The sequence below is a fragment of the Paenibacillus wuxiensis genome (genome assembly GCF_040195695.1).
Classification (GTDB): Bacteria; Bacillota; Bacilli; order Paenibacillales; family Paenibacillaceae; genus Paenibacillus_B; species Paenibacillus_B suaedae.
This window is the reverse complement of sequence record NZ_JBEFZI010000001.1, coordinates 117,532-139,419: the sequence shown is the minus strand read 5'-3', so window position 1 is coordinate 139,419 and position 21,888 is coordinate 117,532. Positions and strand designations below refer to the sequence as shown.

General features: G+C 47.0%; 16 protein-coding genes. 9 read left to right on the top strand and 7 right to left on the bottom strand.

Annotated elements, in window-relative coordinates; translation table 11 throughout:
• Window positions 1–148 precede the first annotated feature (148 nt).
• Together ABN764_RS00550 and pruA are read left to right on the top strand one after the other, a co-directional pair.
• Window positions 149–1,069, top strand: coding sequence for a proline dehydrogenase family protein (locus ABN764_RS00550; RefSeq protein ID WP_446670659.1), 921 nt, complete (start codon window positions 149–151; stop codon window positions 1,067–1,069).
• 92 nt (window positions 1,070–1,161) lie between these two features.
• Entirely contained in the window at window positions 1,162–2,709 is a 1,548-nt protein-coding gene (gene pruA, locus ABN764_RS00545; protein ID WP_072727806.1) for an L-glutamate gamma-semialdehyde dehydrogenase, read from the top strand.
• Between the two features lie 324 nt (window positions 2,710–3,033).
• On the opposite strand, the gene ABN764_RS00540 is transcribed toward pruA, so the two are convergent.
• From ABN764_RS00540 to ABN764_RS00530, 3 genes are all read right to left on the bottom strand, one after another.
• On the bottom strand, window positions 3,034–3,726 hold the full coding sequence (locus ABN764_RS00540) for a hypothetical protein (protein WP_446670658.1): 693 nt from the start codon (window positions 3,724–3,726) through the stop codon (window positions 3,034–3,036).
• 190 nt (window positions 3,727–3,916) lie between these two features.
• Window positions 3,917–4,198: a hypothetical protein gene (locus ABN764_RS00535; protein ID WP_065291270.1), complete on the bottom strand. Its 282-nt coding sequence runs from the start codon at window positions 4,196–4,198 to the stop codon at window positions 3,917–3,919.
• Between the two features lie 68 nt (window positions 4,199–4,266).
• Window positions 4,267–5,955, bottom strand: coding sequence for a methyl-accepting chemotaxis protein (locus tag ABN764_RS00530; RefSeq protein ID WP_446670657.1), 1,689 nt, complete (start codon window positions 5,953–5,955; stop codon window positions 4,267–4,269).
• A 292-nt stretch (window positions 5,956–6,247) separates the two neighbouring features.
• On the opposite strand from ABN764_RS00530, the gene ABN764_RS00525 reads away from it, so the two are divergent.
• The 4 genes from ABN764_RS00525 to ABN764_RS00510 all read left to right on the top strand — a co-directional run bounded on the left by ABN764_RS00525 (window position 6,248) and on the right by ABN764_RS00510 (window position 11,435).
• Entirely contained in the window at window positions 6,248–7,297 is a 1,050-nt protein-coding gene (locus ABN764_RS00525) for an AI-2E family transporter (protein ID WP_446670656.1), read from the top strand.
• A gap of 490 nt (window positions 7,298–7,787) precedes the next feature.
• Window positions 7,788–9,113: a glycosyltransferase family 2 protein gene (locus ABN764_RS00520; protein ID WP_446670655.1), complete on the top strand. Its 1,326-nt coding sequence runs from the start codon at window positions 7,788–7,790 to the stop codon at window positions 9,111–9,113.
• 75 nt (window positions 9,114–9,188) lie between these two features.
• Window positions 9,189–10,289, top strand: a complete 1,101-nt coding sequence (locus ABN764_RS00515; RefSeq protein ID WP_021253147.1) for an acyltransferase — start codon at window positions 9,189–9,191, stop codon at window positions 10,287–10,289.
• Between the two features lie 6 nt (window positions 10,290–10,295).
• Window positions 10,296–11,435 (top strand): glycoside hydrolase family 18 protein, encoded by a 1,140-nt coding sequence (locus ABN764_RS00510; RefSeq protein WP_142543150.1) that lies wholly within the window; start codon window positions 10,296–10,298, stop codon window positions 11,433–11,435.
• A gap of 151 nt (window positions 11,436–11,586) precedes the next feature.
• Here ABN764_RS00510 and ABN764_RS00505 read toward each other — a convergent pair whose 3' ends face one another.
• Window positions 11,587–12,132 (bottom strand): putative glycolipid-binding domain-containing protein, encoded by a 546-nt coding sequence (locus ABN764_RS00505; RefSeq protein ID WP_446670654.1) that lies wholly within the window; start codon window positions 12,130–12,132, stop codon window positions 11,587–11,589.
• 197 nt (window positions 12,133–12,329) lie between these two features.
• On the opposite strand from ABN764_RS00505, the gene ABN764_RS00500 reads away from it, so the two are divergent.
• Window positions 12,330–13,028 carry a cupin domain-containing protein gene (locus ABN764_RS00500; RefSeq protein WP_446670653.1) on the top strand — a complete coding sequence of 233 codons (699 nt, stop codon included), beginning with the start codon at window positions 12,330–12,332 and terminating at the stop codon, window positions 13,026–13,028.
• A 129-nt stretch (window positions 13,029–13,157) separates the two neighbouring features.
• On the opposite strand, the gene ABN764_RS00495 is transcribed toward ABN764_RS00500, so the two are convergent.
• The 3 genes from ABN764_RS00495 to ABN764_RS00485 all read right to left on the bottom strand — a co-directional run bounded on the left by ABN764_RS00495 (window position 13,158) and on the right by ABN764_RS00485 (window position 19,489).
• On the bottom strand, window positions 13,158–15,443 hold the full coding sequence (locus ABN764_RS00495; RefSeq protein WP_446670652.1) for a beta-glucosidase family protein: 2,286 nt from the start codon (window positions 15,441–15,443) through the stop codon (window positions 13,158–13,160).
• A 23-nt stretch (window positions 15,444–15,466) separates the two neighbouring features.
• Window positions 15,467–16,708 (bottom strand): PTS sugar transporter subunit IIC, encoded by a 1,242-nt coding sequence (locus ABN764_RS00490; RefSeq protein WP_268623220.1) that lies wholly within the window; start codon window positions 16,706–16,708, stop codon window positions 15,467–15,469.
• A 255-nt stretch (window positions 16,709–16,963) separates the two neighbouring features.
• On the bottom strand, window positions 16,964–19,489 hold the full coding sequence (locus ABN764_RS00485; protein ID WP_446670651.1) for a GH39 family glycosyl hydrolase: 2,526 nt from the start codon (window positions 19,487–19,489) through the stop codon (window positions 16,964–16,966).
• Between the two features lie 292 nt (window positions 19,490–19,781).
• Here ABN764_RS00485 and ABN764_RS00480 point away from each other — a divergent pair, with 292 nt between their 5' ends.
• Together ABN764_RS00480 and ABN764_RS00475 are read left to right on the top strand one after the other, a co-directional pair.
• Window positions 19,782–21,056 carry an esterase/lipase family protein gene (locus tag ABN764_RS00480; RefSeq protein WP_446670650.1) on the top strand — a complete coding sequence of 425 codons (1,275 nt, stop codon included), beginning with the start codon at window positions 19,782–19,784 and terminating at the stop codon, window positions 21,054–21,056.
• Window positions 21,057–21,155: 99 nt separating this feature from the next.
• Window positions 21,156–21,872, top strand: coding sequence for a YiiX/YebB-like N1pC/P60 family cysteine hydrolase (locus ABN764_RS00475; protein ID WP_446670649.1), 717 nt, complete (start codon window positions 21,156–21,158; stop codon window positions 21,870–21,872).
• The last annotated feature ends 16 nt before the right edge of the window (window positions 21,873–21,888 follow it).

The window sequence follows — 21,888 nt, the reverse complement described above, 5'->3', positions numbered from 1 at the left end:
ATTTACTTTATGCGCTTGATGTGATTATAATTAATCATAAATTGTATTTGTGTATAATTTTTGAACACTTATTCCAGTGCTAATGAACGTATTGCGAATGAGAAGAATGTAAAAATACCATTACAGTAAAGAGAGGAAGCTGCACGCCATGGAGGCAATCATGCGCAATGCATTTCTCTTTCTCTCGAAGAATCGGCTGGCCAATCGCACAGCGAAGAAATACGGACTGCGATTTGGCGCTAAACGATTCGTCGCGGGAGAGCAAATTTCGGAAGCGATTACATCGGTTAAGCAATTAAATGATCGTGGAATCGTAGCCACGCTCGACCATCTTGGCGAGTTTATTTCCACCAAAGAGGAAGCAGCAGAATCAGCACAGTATTGTATCCGTACCTTAAATGAAATAGCAGCGCATCAAGTTACGTCCAATCTCTCAGTCAAGCTAACTCAGCTCGGCTTGGACATCTCGCCACAGCTCTGCATGGATCATATGCGCTCCATCCTAGATACTGCTCGCCGTCATAATAACTTCGTGCGCATCGACATGGAAGACTACGCTCGCAACGAAGCCTCCATCGACATCTTCAATCAGCTTCGCGAAGAGTTCGGCAGCACGGTTGGCCTTGTCATTCAGGCTTATCTGTACAAGAGCAGCGAGGATATCGAACATCTTAACCGCTACAAACCCAATCTGCGGCTGGTTAAGGGAGCATACAAAGAATCACCACAGGTTGCATACCCGAACAAGGTTGATGTCGACCGCAATTTCATCCACATCATTGAACAGCATCTAGCCAACGGCAATTATGCCGCGATCGCCACACACGACGACCACATCATCGATCACGTCAAACAAATCGCACAAACTCACAATATTCCACGCACACAATTCGAATTTCAAATGTTATACGGCATTCGGACTCAAGCACAGCAGCAGCTTGCTGACGAAGGTTACACCATGCGCGTATATGTCCCATACGGAAATGACTGGTATGGATATTTCATGCGCCGACTTGCAGAACGTCCTGCGAACGTCGGGTTCGTTCTCAAATCGATGTTTAAGGCATAGCATCCTGCATGCTATAGCAGATCCATTTCATACAAATTGACAGCACTCAACTCCATATTACTAAGTATCCATTCGTTAAGGAGGTCATCTAGATGACAGTAATCGATTATCGGAATGAGCCATTTACGGATTTCACAGCAGAGGGCAATCGCACGGCAATGCAAGGAGCATTGCTCAGAGTGCGTGAGCAGCTGGGTAATACCTACCCATTGGTCATCGGCGGCGAGCGAATCTTGACAGAGAAGCGAAGCACCTCTTCGAACCCAGGCGACCTTGATCAAATTGTGGGCCATGTTGCTCAAGCTGGCGTCGAGCTCGCAGAATCAGCAATTGCAGCAGCGGATGCAGCATTCTCCAAGTGGCAGCACGTTGCCCCAGATGTGCGTGCAGGGTATTTGTTCAAGGCAGCTGCCGTCATGCGCCGCCGCAAGTTCGACTATGCTGCTTGGCTTGTATACGAGGTCGGCAAGAACTGGGCAGAAGCAGATGCGGACGTGGCGGAAGCAATTGATTTCTTAGAATTCTATGCGCGGGAAATGATTCGTCTTAGTGGTCCACAGCCGATTACAACAATTGCTGGTGAAGACAATCGTCTCACTTACATTCCACTAGGCATCGGAATCGTCATTCCACCGTGGAACTTCCCGCTTGCCATTATGGCTGGCATGACCTGTGCAGCTATCGTATCTGGGAATACTGTCGTGCTGAAGCCTTCTTCCGCCTCTCCTGTCATTGCAGCGAAATTCGTTGAGTTATTGGAGGAGGTTGGCCTTCCAGCAGGTGTAGTGAACTACGTTCCTGGTTCTGGCTCAGAGATTGGCGACTTCTTAGTTGATCATCCGCGTACTCGCTTCGTATCCTTCACGGGATCACGCGACGTTGGGCTTCGCATCAATGAGCGTGTTGCTAAGACACAGCCAGGCCAGCTGTGGATCAAGCGCTTCATCGCAGAAATGGGCGGTAAGGATGGCATCGTCGTGGATCAAACCGGAGATGTGGAAGAAGCAGCAACTGCGATCGTACAATCTGCCTTCGGCTTCCAAGGACAGAAGTGTTCCGCCGGTTCGCGCGCCATTGTCCATGAGGCGGTATACGACGAAGTTGTTCGACTCGTCACCGAGAAAACACAAGCTTTGCGTGTAGGTCTTGCTGAGGAGAACGCCCCAATTGGTCCAGTCATCGATAAGCATGCGTACGACAGCATTATGAAATATATTGAGGTTGGCAAAGGCGAAGGCAGACTCGTAGCTGGAGGCAGTATTGCCGATGGCAACGGATACTATATCCAACCGACAGTGTACGTAGATGTTGATGCAGAAGCAACCATCATGAAGGAAGAAATATTCGGTCCCGTACTGGCGATCAGCAAGGCTTCGAACTTCGAGCAAGCGATCGATATTTTCAACAATACCGATTATGGCTTGACCGGTGCAGTATACAGCATGAACCGCGAGCATCTGGAATATGCGCGCCATCATATGCATTGCGGCAACCTGTATTTCAACCGTAAATGTACAGGCGCACTAGTAGGCGTACATCCATTTGGCGGATTCAATATGTCAGGAACCGACTCGAAGGCAGGAGGAAGAGACTACCTGCTCCTCTTCACACAAGCGAAGCTTGTATCAGAGAAGTGGTAATCTCCAATTCACTTCAATGATATGATTTACTAAGATTAGCTGCACTTATCCTACGATAGAGATTAGCCGGCAGGCCTCCTCCGTTACAGGGACAGCTTGCTGGCTTTTTTATGATCAAGAACCATCTGGATGCACTCATTCTCATCTGTTGTACAGAAATCCAATGAGCCTTCAGCCTAATACCACGATGGCTAGAGGATCAATCCCATGCTAGAACAATTCAACTTGGCTTGGTATCTATTACGAATCATGTGATATCCGGTTGTTTTGAGTTGAGATATGCCGAGCAAAAGGGTTACCGGTAACATTATTGATGGCTTTTCGTTATCTCTTCCCAAGTATTAGGGCACCCGCAATCAAAAATCCGAGAATTTCTGCAACAATCCAAATAACGCGAGTATACCGATTTTCCACATGATCCATGTCCTTCAGCTGTGTAACTTGATGATTATATTCATGAGGGCGCATCAGCTGCCCAATCCCATCCTCCGTATGCTTCTGGGCCGCATGATCCAGCTTAGGCGCAATTCGAACAATCTCACCATTGTCGTACCTACCTAGAACCCGTTCTCCATCAATTACAAACGATAATGACTTTCCGCCGCTATTCACATAGTATTGCAAGGCTGCAATGTCCGGCTCTTCCTGTGCATCCTTCAATAACGCCTTACCTTCTGCAATCTTAAGCGGATAACTTCCCCACTTCATCTTATAGTTCCTATTTGTTGTATCCGTCCTATCGAGTGAGAATAACGCCATATCCCCAACATTCCATGCATAGCACACATTCGCTTGCTGAGCATAGGTAACTGTAATGTCTTGCTTCGTCTGCTCACCTGACACGATATAGATGACTTGAATCGCCACCCCTGCCTTCTCATTTCGTATCACTTGCCCAATAAGCAGCGTATCTTGGTCGTTGTGAGTCAATCGGTGTAGTACATCTGCAGCTTGAACAGGGATTACGAAGGATAGAGCCAGCCATAGAAATAAGCCAAGGCAACAAATCCTTCTCAAGGCCACACCTCCACACAATAATTACCTTCCTGCCTGCTTCTGTAATGTATTGGAATTCATTCACGTTTCCGTATTATACCATTCCATCTCGTGAAATGTCTTCCTTCCATTCAAAAAATAAAAGGATATGAAGCTGCTGCATCATATCCTTTACCCTCTTCAACTTATGTCCTGCCTTCATCCAAATATGCTACACGTCGGTTGCAGGTGCTTCAAGCGTATCCCATGCTGCAGACAACAATTCATCGAACAAATCGTCGTCTCCTTCGAGCTTCGCATCCAACTCGTAGAATTCTTCTTCGTCACCAGACTGGGCTGTGAAGTGCAGGTTGTAATCCCAATCCTTCCCGTTCTTGCTGAAGAAGCTAACTTCATACGGTGATTTCAATTGCTCTAACTGGAAGACTACTTGTCCGATATAAGTCTTGTCTTCATTCTGACGCATCGATGCCTTCGTTATTGTTACACTCATATATTATCCCTCACTTCATCCTTCAATCTCTATCATTATAGGTAAAAATCCGATTCGATGCCAGTCACTTAGCTTAGCTTGAAATGACGTACAGAAGCTTGCAGCTCACCAGCAAGACCGTTTAATCGCGTAACCGATCGATTCATATCTTCCATAGCCGTCGATGTAACCTGTGATGCGGAGGATAACAGCTCACTTTCTTGAAATGCATGCTGTGCAAGTTCGCTCAACTGCGACAACGCAGCTGCTACCTCCTCTGATCCTGCCGACAACTCTTCCGTAGATGCGGACACGTCTTGAATTTGCGACGCAACCTGCTCCGTCGATTGAGTGATACTATGGAAGGATTGCCTAGTTTGCAGCACTGCCTCTTGCCCGAGGAGAACTTCTCGTGTGCTCTCTTCCATCGCTTCAACCGCTGCATCCATCTTCTCATTTACTTGACCTACAAGGCTTGCAATTTGCCCTGCCGCATGCTTAGACTGATCTGCCAGTTTCCTTACTTCTGATGCCACAACAGCAAATCCCTTGCCATGCTCCCCGGCTTGTGCCGCTTCAATAGAGGCATTTAGAGCAAGCAATTGAATCTGCGCAGCAATAGTCGTCATCACGTTTACCATCTGTTGAATTTCAGCAGATTGCTTGCTTAATTGCTCGACCGTGTATGAGGCATTGCGGTTCGCCTCATGAACTGCCACGATTTGCTGTTCCGCTTGACGAATGAGCTCATCCCCACCTGAGGCCGATTTTTCTGTATATAGAGCGGAATCAGCAACCTCAGCAGATGTTGCAGCAATTCTTGCAATTCCTTGAGCCATTTCTTCCACTGCTCTTGCACTCTCGGCAGATGCACGCATTTGTATTTCGGCGCCTCCAGCAATTCGATGCATCGACTCCGAAAATTGATTGGTCGCGTCCGTGGTCTGCAATACTGACTGCTGAAGCTGCTCTGACGAATCCGCCACCATATCAGTTGCGGATTGAACATGACTAATCAATTGGGATAAATCAACACGCATCTTCTCAAATGATTTCGCCAATTGCCCCATCTCATCGTTTGTAGACCGAATAATAGGGTGACGCAAATCACCGTCTGCGATTACACGGGCAGATTCATTCAACTGCTTCATAGATCGAGCGATGGATCGGGTCAACACCACCGCAGTCGTAATCGCAATGAGAACGGTTGCAAGCAGCAAAGTGAATAAGACCGACTGATGAGAACGATTCGCCTGCTCCACGGCATTCATCTCCTGCTGAATACGGTCCAATTGCTGCGACCGTATGTCGTCCATCTGCTTGTTAATTTGTTCAGAAGCTTGGTCGAAGGAGCCCATCGTCTGGTTCCCCGCTTCCGTTCCTTTATCAATATAATCATGTGCCATCTGTTGGCCCATCTCATAGAAATTCCTAAACGATCCCTCAATCTCATCTAATTTGCTGGACAACTCTGGATGGAGCTGCTTGAAGTGCTGAACATCCGCTTGGAACTGTGAGACATACTTAGCGGCTTGGTTGAATCCATCGTCCATACCATCCTGCGCTCTCGTAACCCCAATATCGGTAAGCCACTGCTGAACTTGAACGACCGACAGCTTCATATTATCTGCGAGCAATGTTGATTGAAGTGTTCGTTCCTTTATCTCTTTCATTGTGCTCAGCTGATTGCTCGACGCCATATATTGATACGTAAAAATTGCAAACATGCAGATGACAATAATCGAAAACCCTATTCTGTTTTTCCACCGGATGCTCATTTATGCCTCTCCTTCTTATGTCAATCGCCTCGTCTCCTTCACATCTTAGCGTAATATATTCCATTTGTCAGTTTACAATTTCACCATATTTCCGAGTGATGTCGTCTACTTAAGAAAAAAGTAAGAAAGTTATTTACTTTTTTCAGTAAAAGATTGAATCCTTACATTTGCTATCGCGTATGGAATGTCATATGCTTGAATACAGTGAAAGGAAGAGCGTTCTCTTCTAACAGATGTGGCAAGGGACCGAACTGCTCTCACAAGTGACAATCAAAGGAGCCCCAGATTTACGATGGAAACAGTGAAAGAATTTTTCAAAGGTCCTGGTGTCAAACGCATCTTTATTCTTCTTGTTATTATCGCCTTGCTCTTTGCAATGCGAAGCATGATCCACCTCATCCTTATAACGTTCATCTTAACGTACTTAGTGGACAGGCTGCACACATTCCTCCATCGGAGGATCAACAAGATCATAAAGGTGAATTATAAAGTAACCGTACTGCTTCTCTATGCAGTACTGCTGCTCGCCATCATCGGTGGAGCATACAGTGTCTTCCCGAAAGTGATTACACAGATTGAGCAGCTCGTGAACAATATTATTCAGTTCTATAATTCAAAGGCCTTCATGAATTACGATTTTGATTTCGAGTTCATGCAATACATTACAGACTCGCTGCAGAAGATCGACCTAGCGAGCTATGTGAGTAAGGGCTTCGACTTTATCGTGAAATCAGTCTCTGATATTGGACAATGGGGTACGAGAGCTATCATTTCCTTCGTCCTCAGCTTGTTCTTCGTACTGGAGAAGAAGCGTGTCATGGAATTTACGGAGAAGTTCAGAACGAGCAAGATTGGATTCATCTATTCGGAGTTGGAGTATTTCGGAAATAAGTTCTTGTATTCATTTGGCAAGGTCATTGAAGCACAGTTCCTTATCGCCATCGTGAATACCATCTTGTCCACAATCTGCTTGTGGTTGCTCGGCTTCCCGCAGTTGTTCGGCTTAGCTATCATGATCTTCCTGCTCGGGCTGATCCCGGTAATGGGCGTTGTGATTTCACTCATTCCGTTGTGTGCGATTGCTTTCACCATCGGCGGCTTGATTAAGGTCTTATACGTCGTCATTATGGTCATCGTCATCCATGCGATCGAGGCGTATATCTTAAATCCGAAACTGATGTCAGCGAAGGTTCACTTGCCAATTTTCTATACGTTTGCCGTTCTTATTATTGCAGAGCATTTCCTCGGCGTATGGGGATTGATTCTCGGAGTACCGATATTCATGTTCTTCTTGGATCTGCTTGAGGTTAGCGTGAAGCAAGAACCTGTGAAGACAGAATAACAGCTGTTCCATAACCACTATCATCTCATATCTCATGGCGAAGGGCCGGTGCGTTAAGCACTCGGCTCTTTTTGATAAGTCATTTATGTTTCACAATGTTAAAGACTTCCTAAATTTCACTGTTCCACGAAAAATGACAAAAATGCTCGTCTGCTCACGATTGAAAGTGATGTATTCGTTTTCTTGAAAGTTAAAGCGGTTTTACATATGGTAATCATTAGGATAGTTTGTGATTAGGTAGAATATGGCCTAATTAACAGATTGGAGGATAATGGAAACACAAATAAACGCTTGGTCAATATTTTCCACACCGCAATGCTTTTCCACCTAGACCACATCATCACGGCACGATACCCTACTTTGTTGAAGCAGCATCAAATTTATTCATCTCGCGCATACATACACCTACACACTTTTTCGCTTTATCACCACAAAGCAAGGAAGATTTTTCATGTTTCGTTCGAAGTAGAGAGAGAAGGAGTGAAACTACATGCAGTATTTTTTCTATGTGACGACGTTCATCTTTTTAGGATTTCAGCTCTTGTATACGATCGTTCCCTTATTGTTCAGCAAGGTGAAGCAATTGAATAATGACCTGAGCGAAAAGTCAATCAGCGTACTCGTCCCTGCCTACAACGAAGAGCTCACGATCAAAAATTGCATCGAGGCAATGAACAGTGTCAATTACCACAACTTCGAGGTCATTATTATTAATGATGGCTCGAAGGATAATACCATGCAGCGTTTAGATGAGCTCCTTGATTTGAAGCCAGTTCAGCGTACGGGCGACGGCAAGCTAACGTATCAAGCGATCAAGAGCATCTATGGCTCTACTACATATAAACATATTTTCGTGATCGACAAGCTTAATGGCGGCAAGGCTGATTCGCTCAATGCCGGCATTGACTGCGCACAATCGGATATCGTCATTACACTTGACGCAGACAGTATGCTGGAATTCAATTCATTGAAGTATGTCAATCAATATTTCCACAATGAGGATATTATCGCACTTGGCGGTACGGTCAAGATTGTGCAAGGCGCTGAGAAGAAAAATGGCGTCATCGTAGAGAAATTCATGGGGAAAGGCCTAATCAAGAGCCAAATTCTTAATTACATTCACGGATTCTATGTACGGAAGCTAACCCAATCCGTATTCAATTCGATCGTCGTTATTTCTGGAGCGTTTGGCGCCTTTTATAAAGATGTGCTGGTTCAAGTGAATGGCTTCCGCAGCACCGTTGGCGAGGACATCGACATTACTTTGAAGATTCATGAATACATGAAGGCCAATCAACTGAAGAAGAAGCTGGTCTATGCACCTGAAGCCGTATGCTATACGGAATGCCCTGAGAATCTGAAGAACTTCAATAAACAGCGGATACGCTGGCAGAAGGCTTTCGTAGACTGCATCTTGATCTATTGGTCCCAGCTATCGCAGAAATTCAGCCTAGGCGTCAGTCTATTTTTTGCTATCGACGGCTTTGTGCTGGGAACCCTTACGGCGTTCACGACGATTATCTATCTTATTAACATGCTTCTATTCGGCGGCAGTATCACACAAATGCTCATCCTGTTCTCCATCATTGTTCTCGTAAATGCCGCTCAAATCATCACCTCATTGTATTTATGCAAGAAGTACGACAGCAGCTACTCGCTCCGAGATTATATCTATATGTTCTTGTTCAGTCAGTACGAGCTGCTCACTTACCGTAATCTACTGCTGTACTTAAATATTGTCGGCACCATTAAGTACTTCGATAATGATGAGGGCTGGGGCTTCGTAGAACGCAAAGGCGTAGCCACCATTAGTTAATACCTGTATCTGCGCAACCAGCATTGCGGCCATATAACAAATAGAATGCCGCATGTTCATTTTGGGAGGGAGAATATGGAGAGTATTTGGAAGAGCAATCGGATCATTTATGTAGATATACTACGCATTCTGTCGATTCTTGCCGTCATCGTGCTGCATATTACTGCAGATTTGCTGACGAGAACGAATGATTTCGACACATCGTCTTGGTGGGTCAGCAATATTTTCAACTCCGTATCGAGATTTGCAGTTCCTGTGTTTTTCATGATAAGCGGCGCCATGATGCTGCGGGTGAACATTACCACATACAGGGATTTTTATATAAAACGAGTACTTCCACTCGTCATCGCACTAGTCAGCTGGTCACTGATTTATGCGCTTTACAATCAATACGTTATCGTTAACAGCAAGATGAATGCACTTGCGTTTCTGCAGGATTTCGGCTATAAGCTGTTGACGGACGGCAACTACGTCCATCTCTGGTTCCTGTATGCGATCATCGCCATTTATATGACGATTCCCTTAATTAGCAAGCTTGTTAAGACATGCAGTGAGAAGGATTTGCGCTATTACTTATCCTGGTGGGCTGCCATTAGCATCGGCTACCGATTCATTTCAGACATTATCGTCAAGCTGACGGGACAGTATATCAATATCCCGCTATTGAACATTCCACTGTTCACAGGGTTTCTCGGCTACTTCATCTTGGGACATTATTTATTTACATATGGCTTGCCGGACAAATGGAAGCAGGTATTGTTCAATTTAGGCATCGTCTCCTTCTTCCTAACACCAGTGGCCACCTACTTCGCTTCTAGACATCTAGGGATATTGGATGAGACCTTCTACGGGAACTATTCCATTACGACCTTTTTCATGGCTGTGGCCATGTTTATTTGGTTTAAGGAGAAGGAACCAACCCTGCATGAACGAGTCAATTACAAGCTGCAAAAAATGATTGGCTCGATTTCGAAAGCAAGCTTCAGTATTTATCTCATTCATTTATTGATTGAGCTGCTCGTATCGAGAAGGGCCGAAACAGAAGCGTCCCTACTCCAGACATCATCCAATCTCGTGTTCAATGTTATCGCCGTATTCACTGTCAGCTATCTGCTTGTGAAAATGTTGAATCTCAGCAAGGTCATGACTACCGTTCTGTTCGGTGGAAAGGGGTAAGCGCGAATGAAGGTCAGTCTCTATACGAAATTATTTATTGCTGCTCTGCTGGTTGGAATGTCTCTCTATGCTTACAATGTGAGCAGTCAGGCCGAACAGAAGATCACTTCGGTGTATATTCCAATCTGGAAAGATATCAGTCAAATGAACTGGAAGGATCAAGCGATTGATATCGCCTTTATTGCATTTGCCCGAATTGATAAGAACAACATCTATTTCCACGAGAACAAGGACGAAAATGAGCGGATTAAGCAGCAAATCACGAAGTTGAAGGAACAGCACCCTCAGACTCGATTCGTGCTCGCCGTTGGCGGATATAATGCCGATGGCTTCTCTGACGCTGCGATGGATGGAAATCGCTATTCGTTCACGGAAAGCATTATTAGCATGGTAAAGGAACTGGATTTGGACGGTGTCGATATCGACTGGGAGTATCCCGCCTTCGATGCCTGGGGTGCAATTAAGGCACGTCCTGAGGATTCAGTCAACTTTACAGCGCTGATGAAGGAATTGAGGGAACAGTTGAACCGACTTCCGCATGTGCATAAGAAGTACTTGTTAACCTTTGCCGCGGGCACGCAGGACTGGTATTTCGAGAAGGTCGACGTCAAGGAAATAGAGAAATACGTCTCCTACATCAATGTCATGAGCTATGACTTGACAGGAAGATGGTCGGATACGACCGACTATAATGCGAATCTGTACAAGGATGCGAAGGGCAAGGCCAAAGAGAGCGTCCATGACATTATTCAGCGCTACAAGGCTCATGAGGTAGACAGCAAAAAGCTGCTGCTGGGCATCCCAGCTTATTCTTATGGATGGGAGAAGGTCAAGAGCGAGCCGGGCAGCAATGGCGCCTTCTCCATCGGCAAGCCTATCGACATTGACAAGATCGATCTGAGCTATAGCACGATCGTAAAGAAATACTTGAATCAGAAGGGATTCAAGCGTTATTTCGATGAGACCGCTAAGGCCGCTTACTTGTTTAATGGTGATACCTTCATCTCCTATGAAGATGAGGAGGCCTTGAAGGCTAAGATTGCATACATTAAGGAGCATGAACTGGGCGGTGCAATGGTCTGGGAATATTCGCAAGATGCGAAGGATGGAATCGTCAATTATTTAACGAAGCACTTGAACAAGTAAAGTGAATGAATGAGAGTATGCAGACCTCATTGCCGCCACATACAGCATGGGGTCTGCTCTATTTTCGCGATAAGCAAGGCAAACTAAGGAAGCTTTTTAATCCTGATCTTCTTGTTCCAGCTTTAGCATCCTGCCAGTACCTGCAGAATGCCTATAATGCCCTCCACTGAACTTCATAATTCATAGCAACCCCATTTGCATCTACCTGCAGATGGGCCATATATCCGCTATCGATGGAGCGATAGATATAGGTGTTGTCACCTGTCTTCTCATAGGATTGCAGCAATGGCTGCACCGTGAATTCGGGGAAACAGATCCAGGCCGCCATAACCTCGGCACATTGGCCAATCTCGAGCTGCAGACGCCGAATAGGCAGCACATTGGTCGATGGCGTTACACCGATATCAATATCCTTGGCGCCTGTTAGTTCTTCTCGAACTACCCCATTCACTGTCCAGCGATCTTGATGATCCCGCTCCAGCCTGAGCATTCTTAACTTCTGTTCTTCGTGGTAACGCACCACGACTTCCTCAGTTCCCCCCTCTGCATCGCACTTCACTTCATATTCAACGAAGCAGCGATCCGCATCGGCACAGATTACTTTGCCTTGAATTACCGTTGCAGGCTGCAAAGTAACTGTACAGTATTCAAGGCCTTCGCCTTCAAGCCGTTTCCATATAACATCATATGTCATCATGATGCCTCCCTTTTCCATGTTGTCGCAACTTCCTTGTCCTTCCGTATCTATAAATGCGTCTAGCACCTATCCATAGATTACCACTTCATTCTACCTTACCTGAGGTTTGCACTCCAACTAGAGAATTTGGGCTCACGTCTTGTAGGCGAATACATATGATATGGCATACAAATTCCCGTAAAGGCAGGTTACGAGCAGTGGCTACCAATAACTCTATTGATTTCGCTTCACCGGATGCTCATTTTGCTTATGATGTGAATCAGTCCTTATTCTTTCGCAAAGATGCAAACAACTACATTAACGTATTAGGCGTAAGCCAATTAAACACGCTAGGCAACACCTCGTTACTGGATATCTATTTAAGCAGCGGCAATACCGTAGAACCCCATATTCATCAGAACGCGAGTGAATTGGTCTATTGTGTAGCAGGAGAAGCACTTGTCAGCCTCATTAATCCGTTCACGAATCAATTATTAAACTATCAAATCAAGCCAGGCCAGGTCGCCAATGTGCCCCAAGGCTGGTGGCATTATGAGGTTGCGAACCAAGACAATACGCATCTGATTGCGATCTTCGATGCACCTACTCCAGAAGTCATCTTCGGCTCAGATATACTCCGATTGACCCCTCCAGCAGCCTGGGCGCATTCGTATTGCCTTGATGAGGCGAAAGTAAAAGATACATTAGCCCCAATTACAAAGACCGTTGTCATCGGGCCACCGGCAGATTGCCAAGCATGTTGTGAACAGGAAGTCGATGATACGACGCATTCAACCTACAGCTATTCCTCTAACTCGTCTTCACATCCACACTCCCCTTACTCCCAGTATCAACACCCTGCTTATTCAGCAAATGGATTTCCTCCCTATTATCCTTTTCAACGAACGTTTTTTTGAAATCAATCACAGCGGCAAGCAAATTATAGATATTCCGCAAACAAAGAAAAATCCCCCGATGGCAACGCATGGGGGGATTCCTCTTTCCTATCTATGAAGTTAACCGAATAACCGCGGCGTATTTTTCCTTTATTGAACCGCTTGACGGCGCAAGCGATCCACTTCGGCAATCAGCTCTTCTATTACTTGATCTGGAGTACGGTGAACGAGCCAGTTCTGACCGAACATTTGCAGCACCTTAATCGCTGGGAAGTCTCCCCAGAATCCGACAAATCCTTCATTCAAAACCACCTGATCGATAACATGCTTATTCATCTCATTGAAGCACTTTTCCAATACCGATTTGGCAAGCGGATCAGCGATCCAGTCATTTAAAAGGCTGAACTTGTGGAAAGACACCTCTTCCTTGCCAAAGTCACAGAATACGCGCTCCGTCAGGCGAATATCCCGGGAAGAGCTGCCTGCAACAAGCTTGAAATAGCCCGTTTCGGCGACCCAACGATTGTACTTTGTATTGTAGTAAGCGAAGTCCCGCTCTTCCAGCTTGAACACGACTTCCTTCTTCTCATGCGGCTGAAGCTCGATCTTGGCAAAGGCCTTGAGCTCCTTCTCTGGACGCGTCCACTTGCACTCCTCGTCGTGAACATACAGTTGGACAACCTCTTTCCCTGCTACGGCTCCCGTGTTTTCTACTTGCAGAGACACGGTTACGCGGCGGTCATGCTGTAAAACCTTCATGTCCGAGTAAGCAAAGGTCGTATAGGACAATCCATGACCGAACGGGAATTGCGGTGCAAGCTCCTTGCGGTCATAGTAGCGGTACCCGACAAACAGTCCTTCACGGTAAAACAGCTTGCCGTTCTCGCCGCGGATGCGCATATGGGATGGATTGTCAGACAGCTTCACAGGGAATGTCTCGGACAGCTTGCCGGATGGATTCGTCAAGCCGAACAGAATCTCCGCAATTGCACGGCCTGAGCCCTGCCCTGTCAGCCAGGAGTGGAGCACACCCGGTACATGCTGCACCCAAGGGCGCATCGCCATTGCAGTACCGCTGCTCGTTACGACAATGCATCGCGGCTGTGCAGCCGCTACCGCCTGAATTAGCTTCACCTGATGCTCGGGAAGATCGATGCTCTCAAGGTCATGCATTTCGGACTCCGCATATTCGGGTTGTCCGACGAACAGAATCGCGAGATCAGACTTCGCTGCAAGCGCTGCGCTCTCTTCGATCATCGTCTCATCGATACGCTCATCCTTCGGGTAGCCTTCCGCATAGCTGAATTGTACAGACTCGCCAGCAATCTTCTGCACCTCTTCCCACGGGATGTCAACACGTGTTGGCGTAACTTCGGCACTTCCGGCGCCTTGAATTCTCGGTTTCTTCGCGAATGCACCGATCACGGCAATAGATTGAGCTTTAGCAGGGTCGATCGGCAGAATGCCGTTATCATTTTTGAGCAGTACAATGCTCTCAGCCGCTGCTTTTCTCGCCAGCTCGTGATAATCAATTGCAGCCGTATTCAACTCCTCTTCATTGGCCGTTACCTGTTCTACCAGTGTAAGAATGCGCCGTACGCTCTTATCGAGCTGCTCTTCCGGCAAGGTGCCATTCTGAACCGCCTCTACAATCGCAGTCGTATTGTAATGAGCAGGTCCTGGCATTTCAACATCAAGTCCTGCCTTGAGACCGCGAATACGATCGTTGACTGCTGTCCAGTCCGACAGCACGACGCCTTCATAGCCCCATTCTTTACGCAAAATGTCATCCAGCAGATGCTCATTCTCGCTCGTATAGGAGCCGTTAAGCAGGTTGTAAGAGCACATAATTGTCCACGGATCGGACTTCTTAATAATCCGCTCGAACGCACTCAGGTAAATCTCGCGCAGGGTACGCTCATCGACCTCCGAGCTTGTCACCATCTTCTCGAACTCCTGGTTATTGCAGGCAAAGTGCTTCACGGAAGCGCCAACGCCTTGACTTTGAAGCCCATTTACGAAGGCTGCGCCGAGCTCACCGGACAGACAAGGGTCTTCGGAATAATATTCGAAGTTTCGGCCGCCTAGTGGCGTGCGCTTCATATTGATGCCAGGCCCAAGCAGAAGCTCCACGCCCATTTCCTTCCCTTCTACACCAAGCGCTACACCGACCTCGTGCAATAGCTCTGTATTCCAAGAAGACCCGATCGCAGAGCCTGTTGGATAACACGTGGCTGGAATATTTCCCTCCGTAGCAATTCCCATCTCTTCATCGCTATTCGTCTTGCGTATGCCATTCGTACCGTCATACATGTGGATCGGTGGGATGTTCAAGCGGTCAATCCCCTTCGTCATCCACATGTTCAGTCCTGCACATAGCGATGCTTTCTCTTCAAGCGTTAGTTCCTTCATCCAATCGTTTATCTTTTGATTCATAATATATCCCCACTTTCTATGTTTTATTGCTGTTCCGCTTCTTCCTGCTCCTTCTTCAACTCTTGCGCGTCATAAATCTTGTAGAACGGATACCATACGGCAAAGATGATAGCCAGTACGACTGCCAACAGGATAAGCCCATTGAAGCCGGACATGAGGTATGTGGAGATTCCAATCGGCGTATACCAGAGTTGGAACACCTTGCTTGGAATCTGAGCGAATCCAAGGTCTAGCGCCAAGTATACGATAATCGGTGTAATGATACCGTTGATCCACATCGGAATCATCAAAATCGGGTTAAATGCGATCGGTGCTCCGTATATCACAGGCTCGTTGATGTTAAATAAAGATGGAACAAGCGTCGCCCTGCCAATCGATTTCAGCTTCTGCGACTTGGCAAACAGGAACAAGATGATAAGCGGCAGGGTCGCACCAAGTCCGCCTACTCCGAGCCAACCGGAGAAGAATGTTTCAAACGTATTAATGTTGACCGGTTCAAGACCTTGCGCCACCAGGGCTGCGTTCTGCTCAATCGCCGGAATCCAGATTGCATAGAAGATTGGGATGATCACCCACGGACTGACCCCGAAGGAGTACAACGCAACGCCAATCATGTTAAAGAGCAGGAAGCCCCATAGCGTTTGTCCTAATGCGTTAACTGGCTCGAATACGCTTACAATCAGATTAAAGATATCGAAGTTCAGTTGATATACGAGCACCCATCCTAGCGTAAGAATAATCGCAATCGGAACGAGGAAGTCGAACCATTCCATGATGAACTCCGGCAAAGTCGAATCCTCTTTGAAAAATGAGAAATTGTTGAACACATTAAGTACTACGGCCACCGCAACTCCGACAAGCAGCGCGGTAATCATTCCAGAAGGCCCGAAACGTTCCATAATGAACTGAATCGTTCCGTCCTCGTTCGTGACGGGCTTCAGCAGCATCAGGAATAAGGAGATGCCTGTCGCTCCGGCAATGAGCTTGATTTTGTCGCGCCCTTTCTTCTGCATGACCGTATAGGGCGTTAGGAAAGCGATAAAGATCCCCAGCAGGCCGAAGCTGAATGTAGTTATAGGCGTTAAGTCCGGCATCCCCGGAATAAAGTCTTTCAGAATCGAGATCAAGGTAACAAACGATCCAATAAAAATCATAGGTAGGGTAACCATAATGGCTTCCTGAATGGAAGATACCCATACATTGTTTGTAAACGCCTCCAAACGCGGCGCAAATTTTTCGTTCATCCACTTCATGAGACGATCCATGTATATTCCCCCTTCGCAGCATATCTATTGATTGGTTATGTCATGTCTTAAGTATAGAATTGATTGAGAGCGCTTTCCCGTTCTTCTTTGCTGCAATTAGGGACGTTTCTTGTTCTCCTACACCCGACCGGATTAGCATTTGCAGAATGGAAACCGTTTACACAACAAAAAACACCCCTCCGAGAAGGGGGGCGCTTTGTGTTTCATGGTACCAGTAATTAAGAAACAGAAGCCTCCTGCTGTAACAGAGGCCGACTAGTATTGCCTTGCAAACGTAAGCAGCATCACACCATGAGGTGGAAGGGTCACTTCTTGCTGCCAGCCCTGTTCAGCATGAATCATCTGGGTATTCATCACCGGCCCGCTTCTGGCGTCCAGATAATGAAGCTCCTCCTCGGTTAGAAATTGAGGGGTGCCAAGTCGAACCCATTCATCGAACACAGATCCGTGTTCGCGATCCAGCAGGTAGCTTGTCATTTTATAGCTCCCAACAAGCCCTTCGAGGCGGATATGGAATCTTTTATCCCCCTTCTCCTCGAATACGGCATATCGATTCGTATCGGACAGCTCCGACCAATCTCCACTTGCGAATAGCTGATCGACGTGCACGTAATGGTACAGAAGCAGCTGCACACTGCCGTCGCTGCACCTTGTCGCGAAATAACCGTCTCCGCGAGCGATAATCTGATCCCCAAGCCTGTGCAGCAGCTCAAAGGCATAGTAGCTTGGCTTCCTTAGTCCGTCCCGATTCATAAGCCCGAATCCCCCGTAGAAGTGGGATGACGGAACGATGCTTTCCTCGAATACGTCTGTAAAAGACCAGAAGGCCAGTCCCTTCATAGTGCCAAGCGTTGTGAGCGCATGATAAATGACGAACGGAGCCATAAACGCCGTATCATGCACGAGATTGCGGTCATACAGCGAGAAGTTCCACTCGGTCATGAACAGTTCCACATCGCGATAAGACGTAACCGAGAGCTTGGCTTTCAATCGTTCAATGCTCTCCATATAAAAGGACGGCTGCATGATCGTGGTCAGGCGATCGTTCTCATCCTTCTGGAAAGGGTACTCCGAATACACATGGAAGGAGAAAAAGTCGAGCGGCACCTCATGATCACTGCAATACGCCAAAAACTCCTCTGCCCAGGTATCGTTCCATAACGAACCGTAGCCTAGAGCAGGTCCACCGACCTTAAGCTCCGGTGAGATGGACTTAATCGCCTGCGTCGTCGATTCATAGAACGCAAAGTATTCCTCCTTCGTCCCTGCCCAGCACACGCCGGACAGATCGGGCTCGTTCCATACTTCAAAGTACCAGCGGCTCACCTCGTCCCAGCCATAGCGGTTCAAGCAGTGTCGGACGAAGGCCTGAATCAGAGCATCCCATTTGGCCTGCTCTTTAGGTGGGGAAATGCATCCCTTCCACCAAAAGACCGTCTCATTCGACCTTCTCAACAGGCTCGGCATAAACCCAAGCTCGACAAACGGCCTTACGCCCTGCTGAAGCAAATAATCATACAGCTTGTCCACGTAGGACCAATTGTAGATCGGCGTACCGTCAGCCTCCTCGCTGTATACCATCATTTCATCATTAAAGATGCCGTGGAAGCGAATATATTGAAAAGGAAACCGGCGCTGCATCCCGCTGAACTGGCATCGCCAGTCCTCTCTTAATCCCTCGACTGCCCGTCCTGCCGTCGTGACGACGTTCCAGTGCTTAGCGAAAGGCGCGCACTGCTCATTCGCATGAACCATTACGTTCACCGACGTTGAAGCAGCCGCTGATATAGTTCCCGCCACCGAGGAAACGGGCCTAGACTCAATTCCCTCGTCCGTATGGAGATGAAGGTAGCGATATAGTGAAGACATTGCCTGAATCGTATCGGTTTCATAATAGTCTCCGCTGGATGACTCTTCATAGGTGAGCGGCTTTCGACCCGGATCCGGCAGATCGGTCAGGGCGAAAGATTCCCGATATGCGCTCGGCGTACTGTTGTATTTTTCCTTGAAATATTTATTGAACAGCTTGACGTTGGCAAAGCCGCAGTCGAGCGCAATTTCCGTGATGCTCTTCGCCGTATTAGCCAGCTCTGCCTGTGCTTTCTCGAGACGGACAAGCGTCAAATACTTTTGAAAGGGTATGCCGATCTTATCACTGAAGAAATGCGAAAAATAATGCAGACTTAAGTGCTCCTGATCCGCCATCGTCTGAAGCGAAATTTTCTGGTTATAATGCTGATCAATGTACTCGAGCACCCGATTCAGCCGCTTGTAATCATACGACTTCGTATCTTCCTCTACCGCCTCGTTAGTTCCTGATGCGAAATAGCGCAGCAGATGACCGCACAGCATCTGTAGACACCCCAGGGTGTAGCTGCGAAAGCCGCTGGACTTCTTATTAATCTCATAGACCATCTTCGCCAAATAATGGCGGATGGCATCATAGCTGCTGCGATTCTCCTCCGTCTGCGTGCTGGAATTGCAATGAATAAACGCGTTCGTATCGAGCCACTCCGGGCCGAATTGCAGCGTCAGCAGCACGTTATCCTCGTTCATGCGCTCAATCTTGTGCACAGACATGCTATTGATGACAATGATATCGTCCTGACGAAGGGTATATTGGCGCTGATCCGTATACATGACCACCGAGCCTTGAAGAACGTAAATAATTTCAATCTCTTTATGCCAATGGAAATGGATATGCTTCACGCTGTTTACGAATAATTTGATAGGCAAATCGTCTTGGTGCTGTATAAACTCGTATAAGTAACGGATAATCAAGCTCCCCCTTTCCATACTTTATTATGTGATTGAGCGTCCAGGAAATTCAAGGAGACTTCTTCTTCATCTGAATAAAAAACTAATTCCAGTACAGGAAACTTATTCATGAAGCTCCGATTGCCAGAATAATTGAATATAAGAATCCACTTCAGAGGGATCTTTGGATGAAAGCAGGTAATTCAGCAACTTAATTGTAACCGCTTTCTCTATAATGAAATGTAGGGGTTCCTTCACGAACTCCCGATAACTAATGAATGACTGCCTCGAAGCAGTCCAGGAAAGGGAGGATGCTATGTCCCGTTTTAAGCATGGCAAGAAGATCGAGGTGGCCCTCGTCGCGCTTCTCATGTGCACGCTGCTCATTCCCTTCTCGCAAGCCCAGGCTGGCGGATCAACGCTGGCCATGGAGCAATCATTCCCAAATGTCGCCAATGGCTGGGCTAAGGTAGAACGCTGGAAGGACAGTAATCCCCTGTTCACAGCGGAACAATATCCCCCAGATGGGCGAGGAGATCAGAATGGACAGCGGCTCACCTTCTTCGGAGGCATTGGCCAGCCCCATTCAAGCCGCTTCTTGCTGTACTATGCACCTCAATATGACACCAATACAAAATCCACACCCGTTCTGCTTGTCCATGGTGCTAACGACAATGCCGATCGGGCTTGGGCTAACCCAAATGAGTTCGGGCCGAATACATGTGGAGCTTCCACATGCCCGAGCACAGGCCTGATGCAGCAGCTTGTCAGCCAAGGATATAAAGTATTTGCAATCGGATTCGGCCACAAGCATGGAGACAATTACTATGCCGCCGAGCACATCCAGAATGCCATTCACATTATTAAGCAAACAACGGGTGCCAGCAAAGTTGATGTTGTCGCTTGGAGCAAAGGGGCCTTCGCCTCGCGGATGTATGCTTCCTCCGTAGCGAAAGGCGGAGGAACTCCGTATGCCAACGATATTCGAAAGCTTATTCTCATTGGCAGTCCGAATAAAGGAACGGACTTTATATTCAGGCACGGATGGACCTTCAATTATGGAATCATTCCGGAATGCGGCGGCAATGTCAATGCCCCTTCTCCCCACACACAAATGATCTGTTATGGCACCTGGCGCAATCATCCCGAGCTGTCCATATACAGCACATCTCAAGGCAACTATTTCCCCGGGCAAAAGCAAATGTTGGCGAAATGGGACACTGCGTACCCGCTTCCAGCGACTGAACAAGATTGGTATACAACCTATTATGGAGGTACGGGATTTTTCACGAAGGGAGATGGGATCGATTACGCAATCCAGCAGGGCTCGCTCGTCAACAAACTTATAGGCTCCGGCATACCAGGTACAATTGCCACTTACCTGCTGTCTGGCAATGAAAACAACATTCCGAACGTGCACAATGAGCATACAGGGCCTAGCGATGGGGTGGTATTCGTGAACAGTGCTTCCGCAACGGATGGAATTGGAACTGTCGCAGGAAATGTTACCTTGAAGCTCAATCACTTAAAACTAGCCTGGGCTCCGCAATCCGTAAATGTCATCGAACAATGGCTCAATACAGCTCCTTAATACAAAATAATTAATAATTAGTAAAATTATTGAATATTTCCCCAAGTTGATTGTATGATAGGAGTGAAAGTATACCAATTGATAGATGGGAGGATTTGAATGAAAAAGATTTTGCTTGTTATGCTTCTGTTGACGTTGTTCGTTCCTACAACCGTTGGCGCGTTGGGTCAAGATGAAGAAGCACAGTTGGATCGCGTGTTAGGGGTATACCCTGATGTGACGAAGGAACAGCTCTTGTCCGAAATTGATTACGCTTCCCGTGTTACAAATCAGCCACGCAACGTCATCATCCAACAGATGCACAAGGAGCTCAGCTCCAAAAGGCTGTCACCGCAAATGAGCATCGCCTCAGGAGACAAAGGTCAAGGAGCTTATCAGCTCGCCTCTTCCAGCAAAGGCGATGTGTTCTTCGAGACCGCTTCGACGATCGGCATCCCTCACGGCCATGTAGGCATCTACTACACACCGGATTATATCGTCGAGTCTGTCCCTAGCACAGGAGTCCGCAAAGTAAAGCTTATTGATAAGCGAGTAGATAGCGGCTCCAAGATTCTCACCCTCAAGAATGAATATGCAAACGCAACAGCGCGGTCCCAAGCTGCTGACTGGGCAAATGGCCGCATCGGTGAAAAATACTCCTACAATTTTGCTACGAATCGTCTTACCTCATGCTCCGGCGACAAAAACTGCTCCAAGTTAGTATGGTGCTCCTTCAAAGAGAAAGCCAACATCGATATTGATAGAGATGGCGGACTCGGTGTATATCCGGTCGATATTCGCGACTCATCCATGTTCACAACAGTAAGAAGCTACTAATTTGTTCGGAACGGAG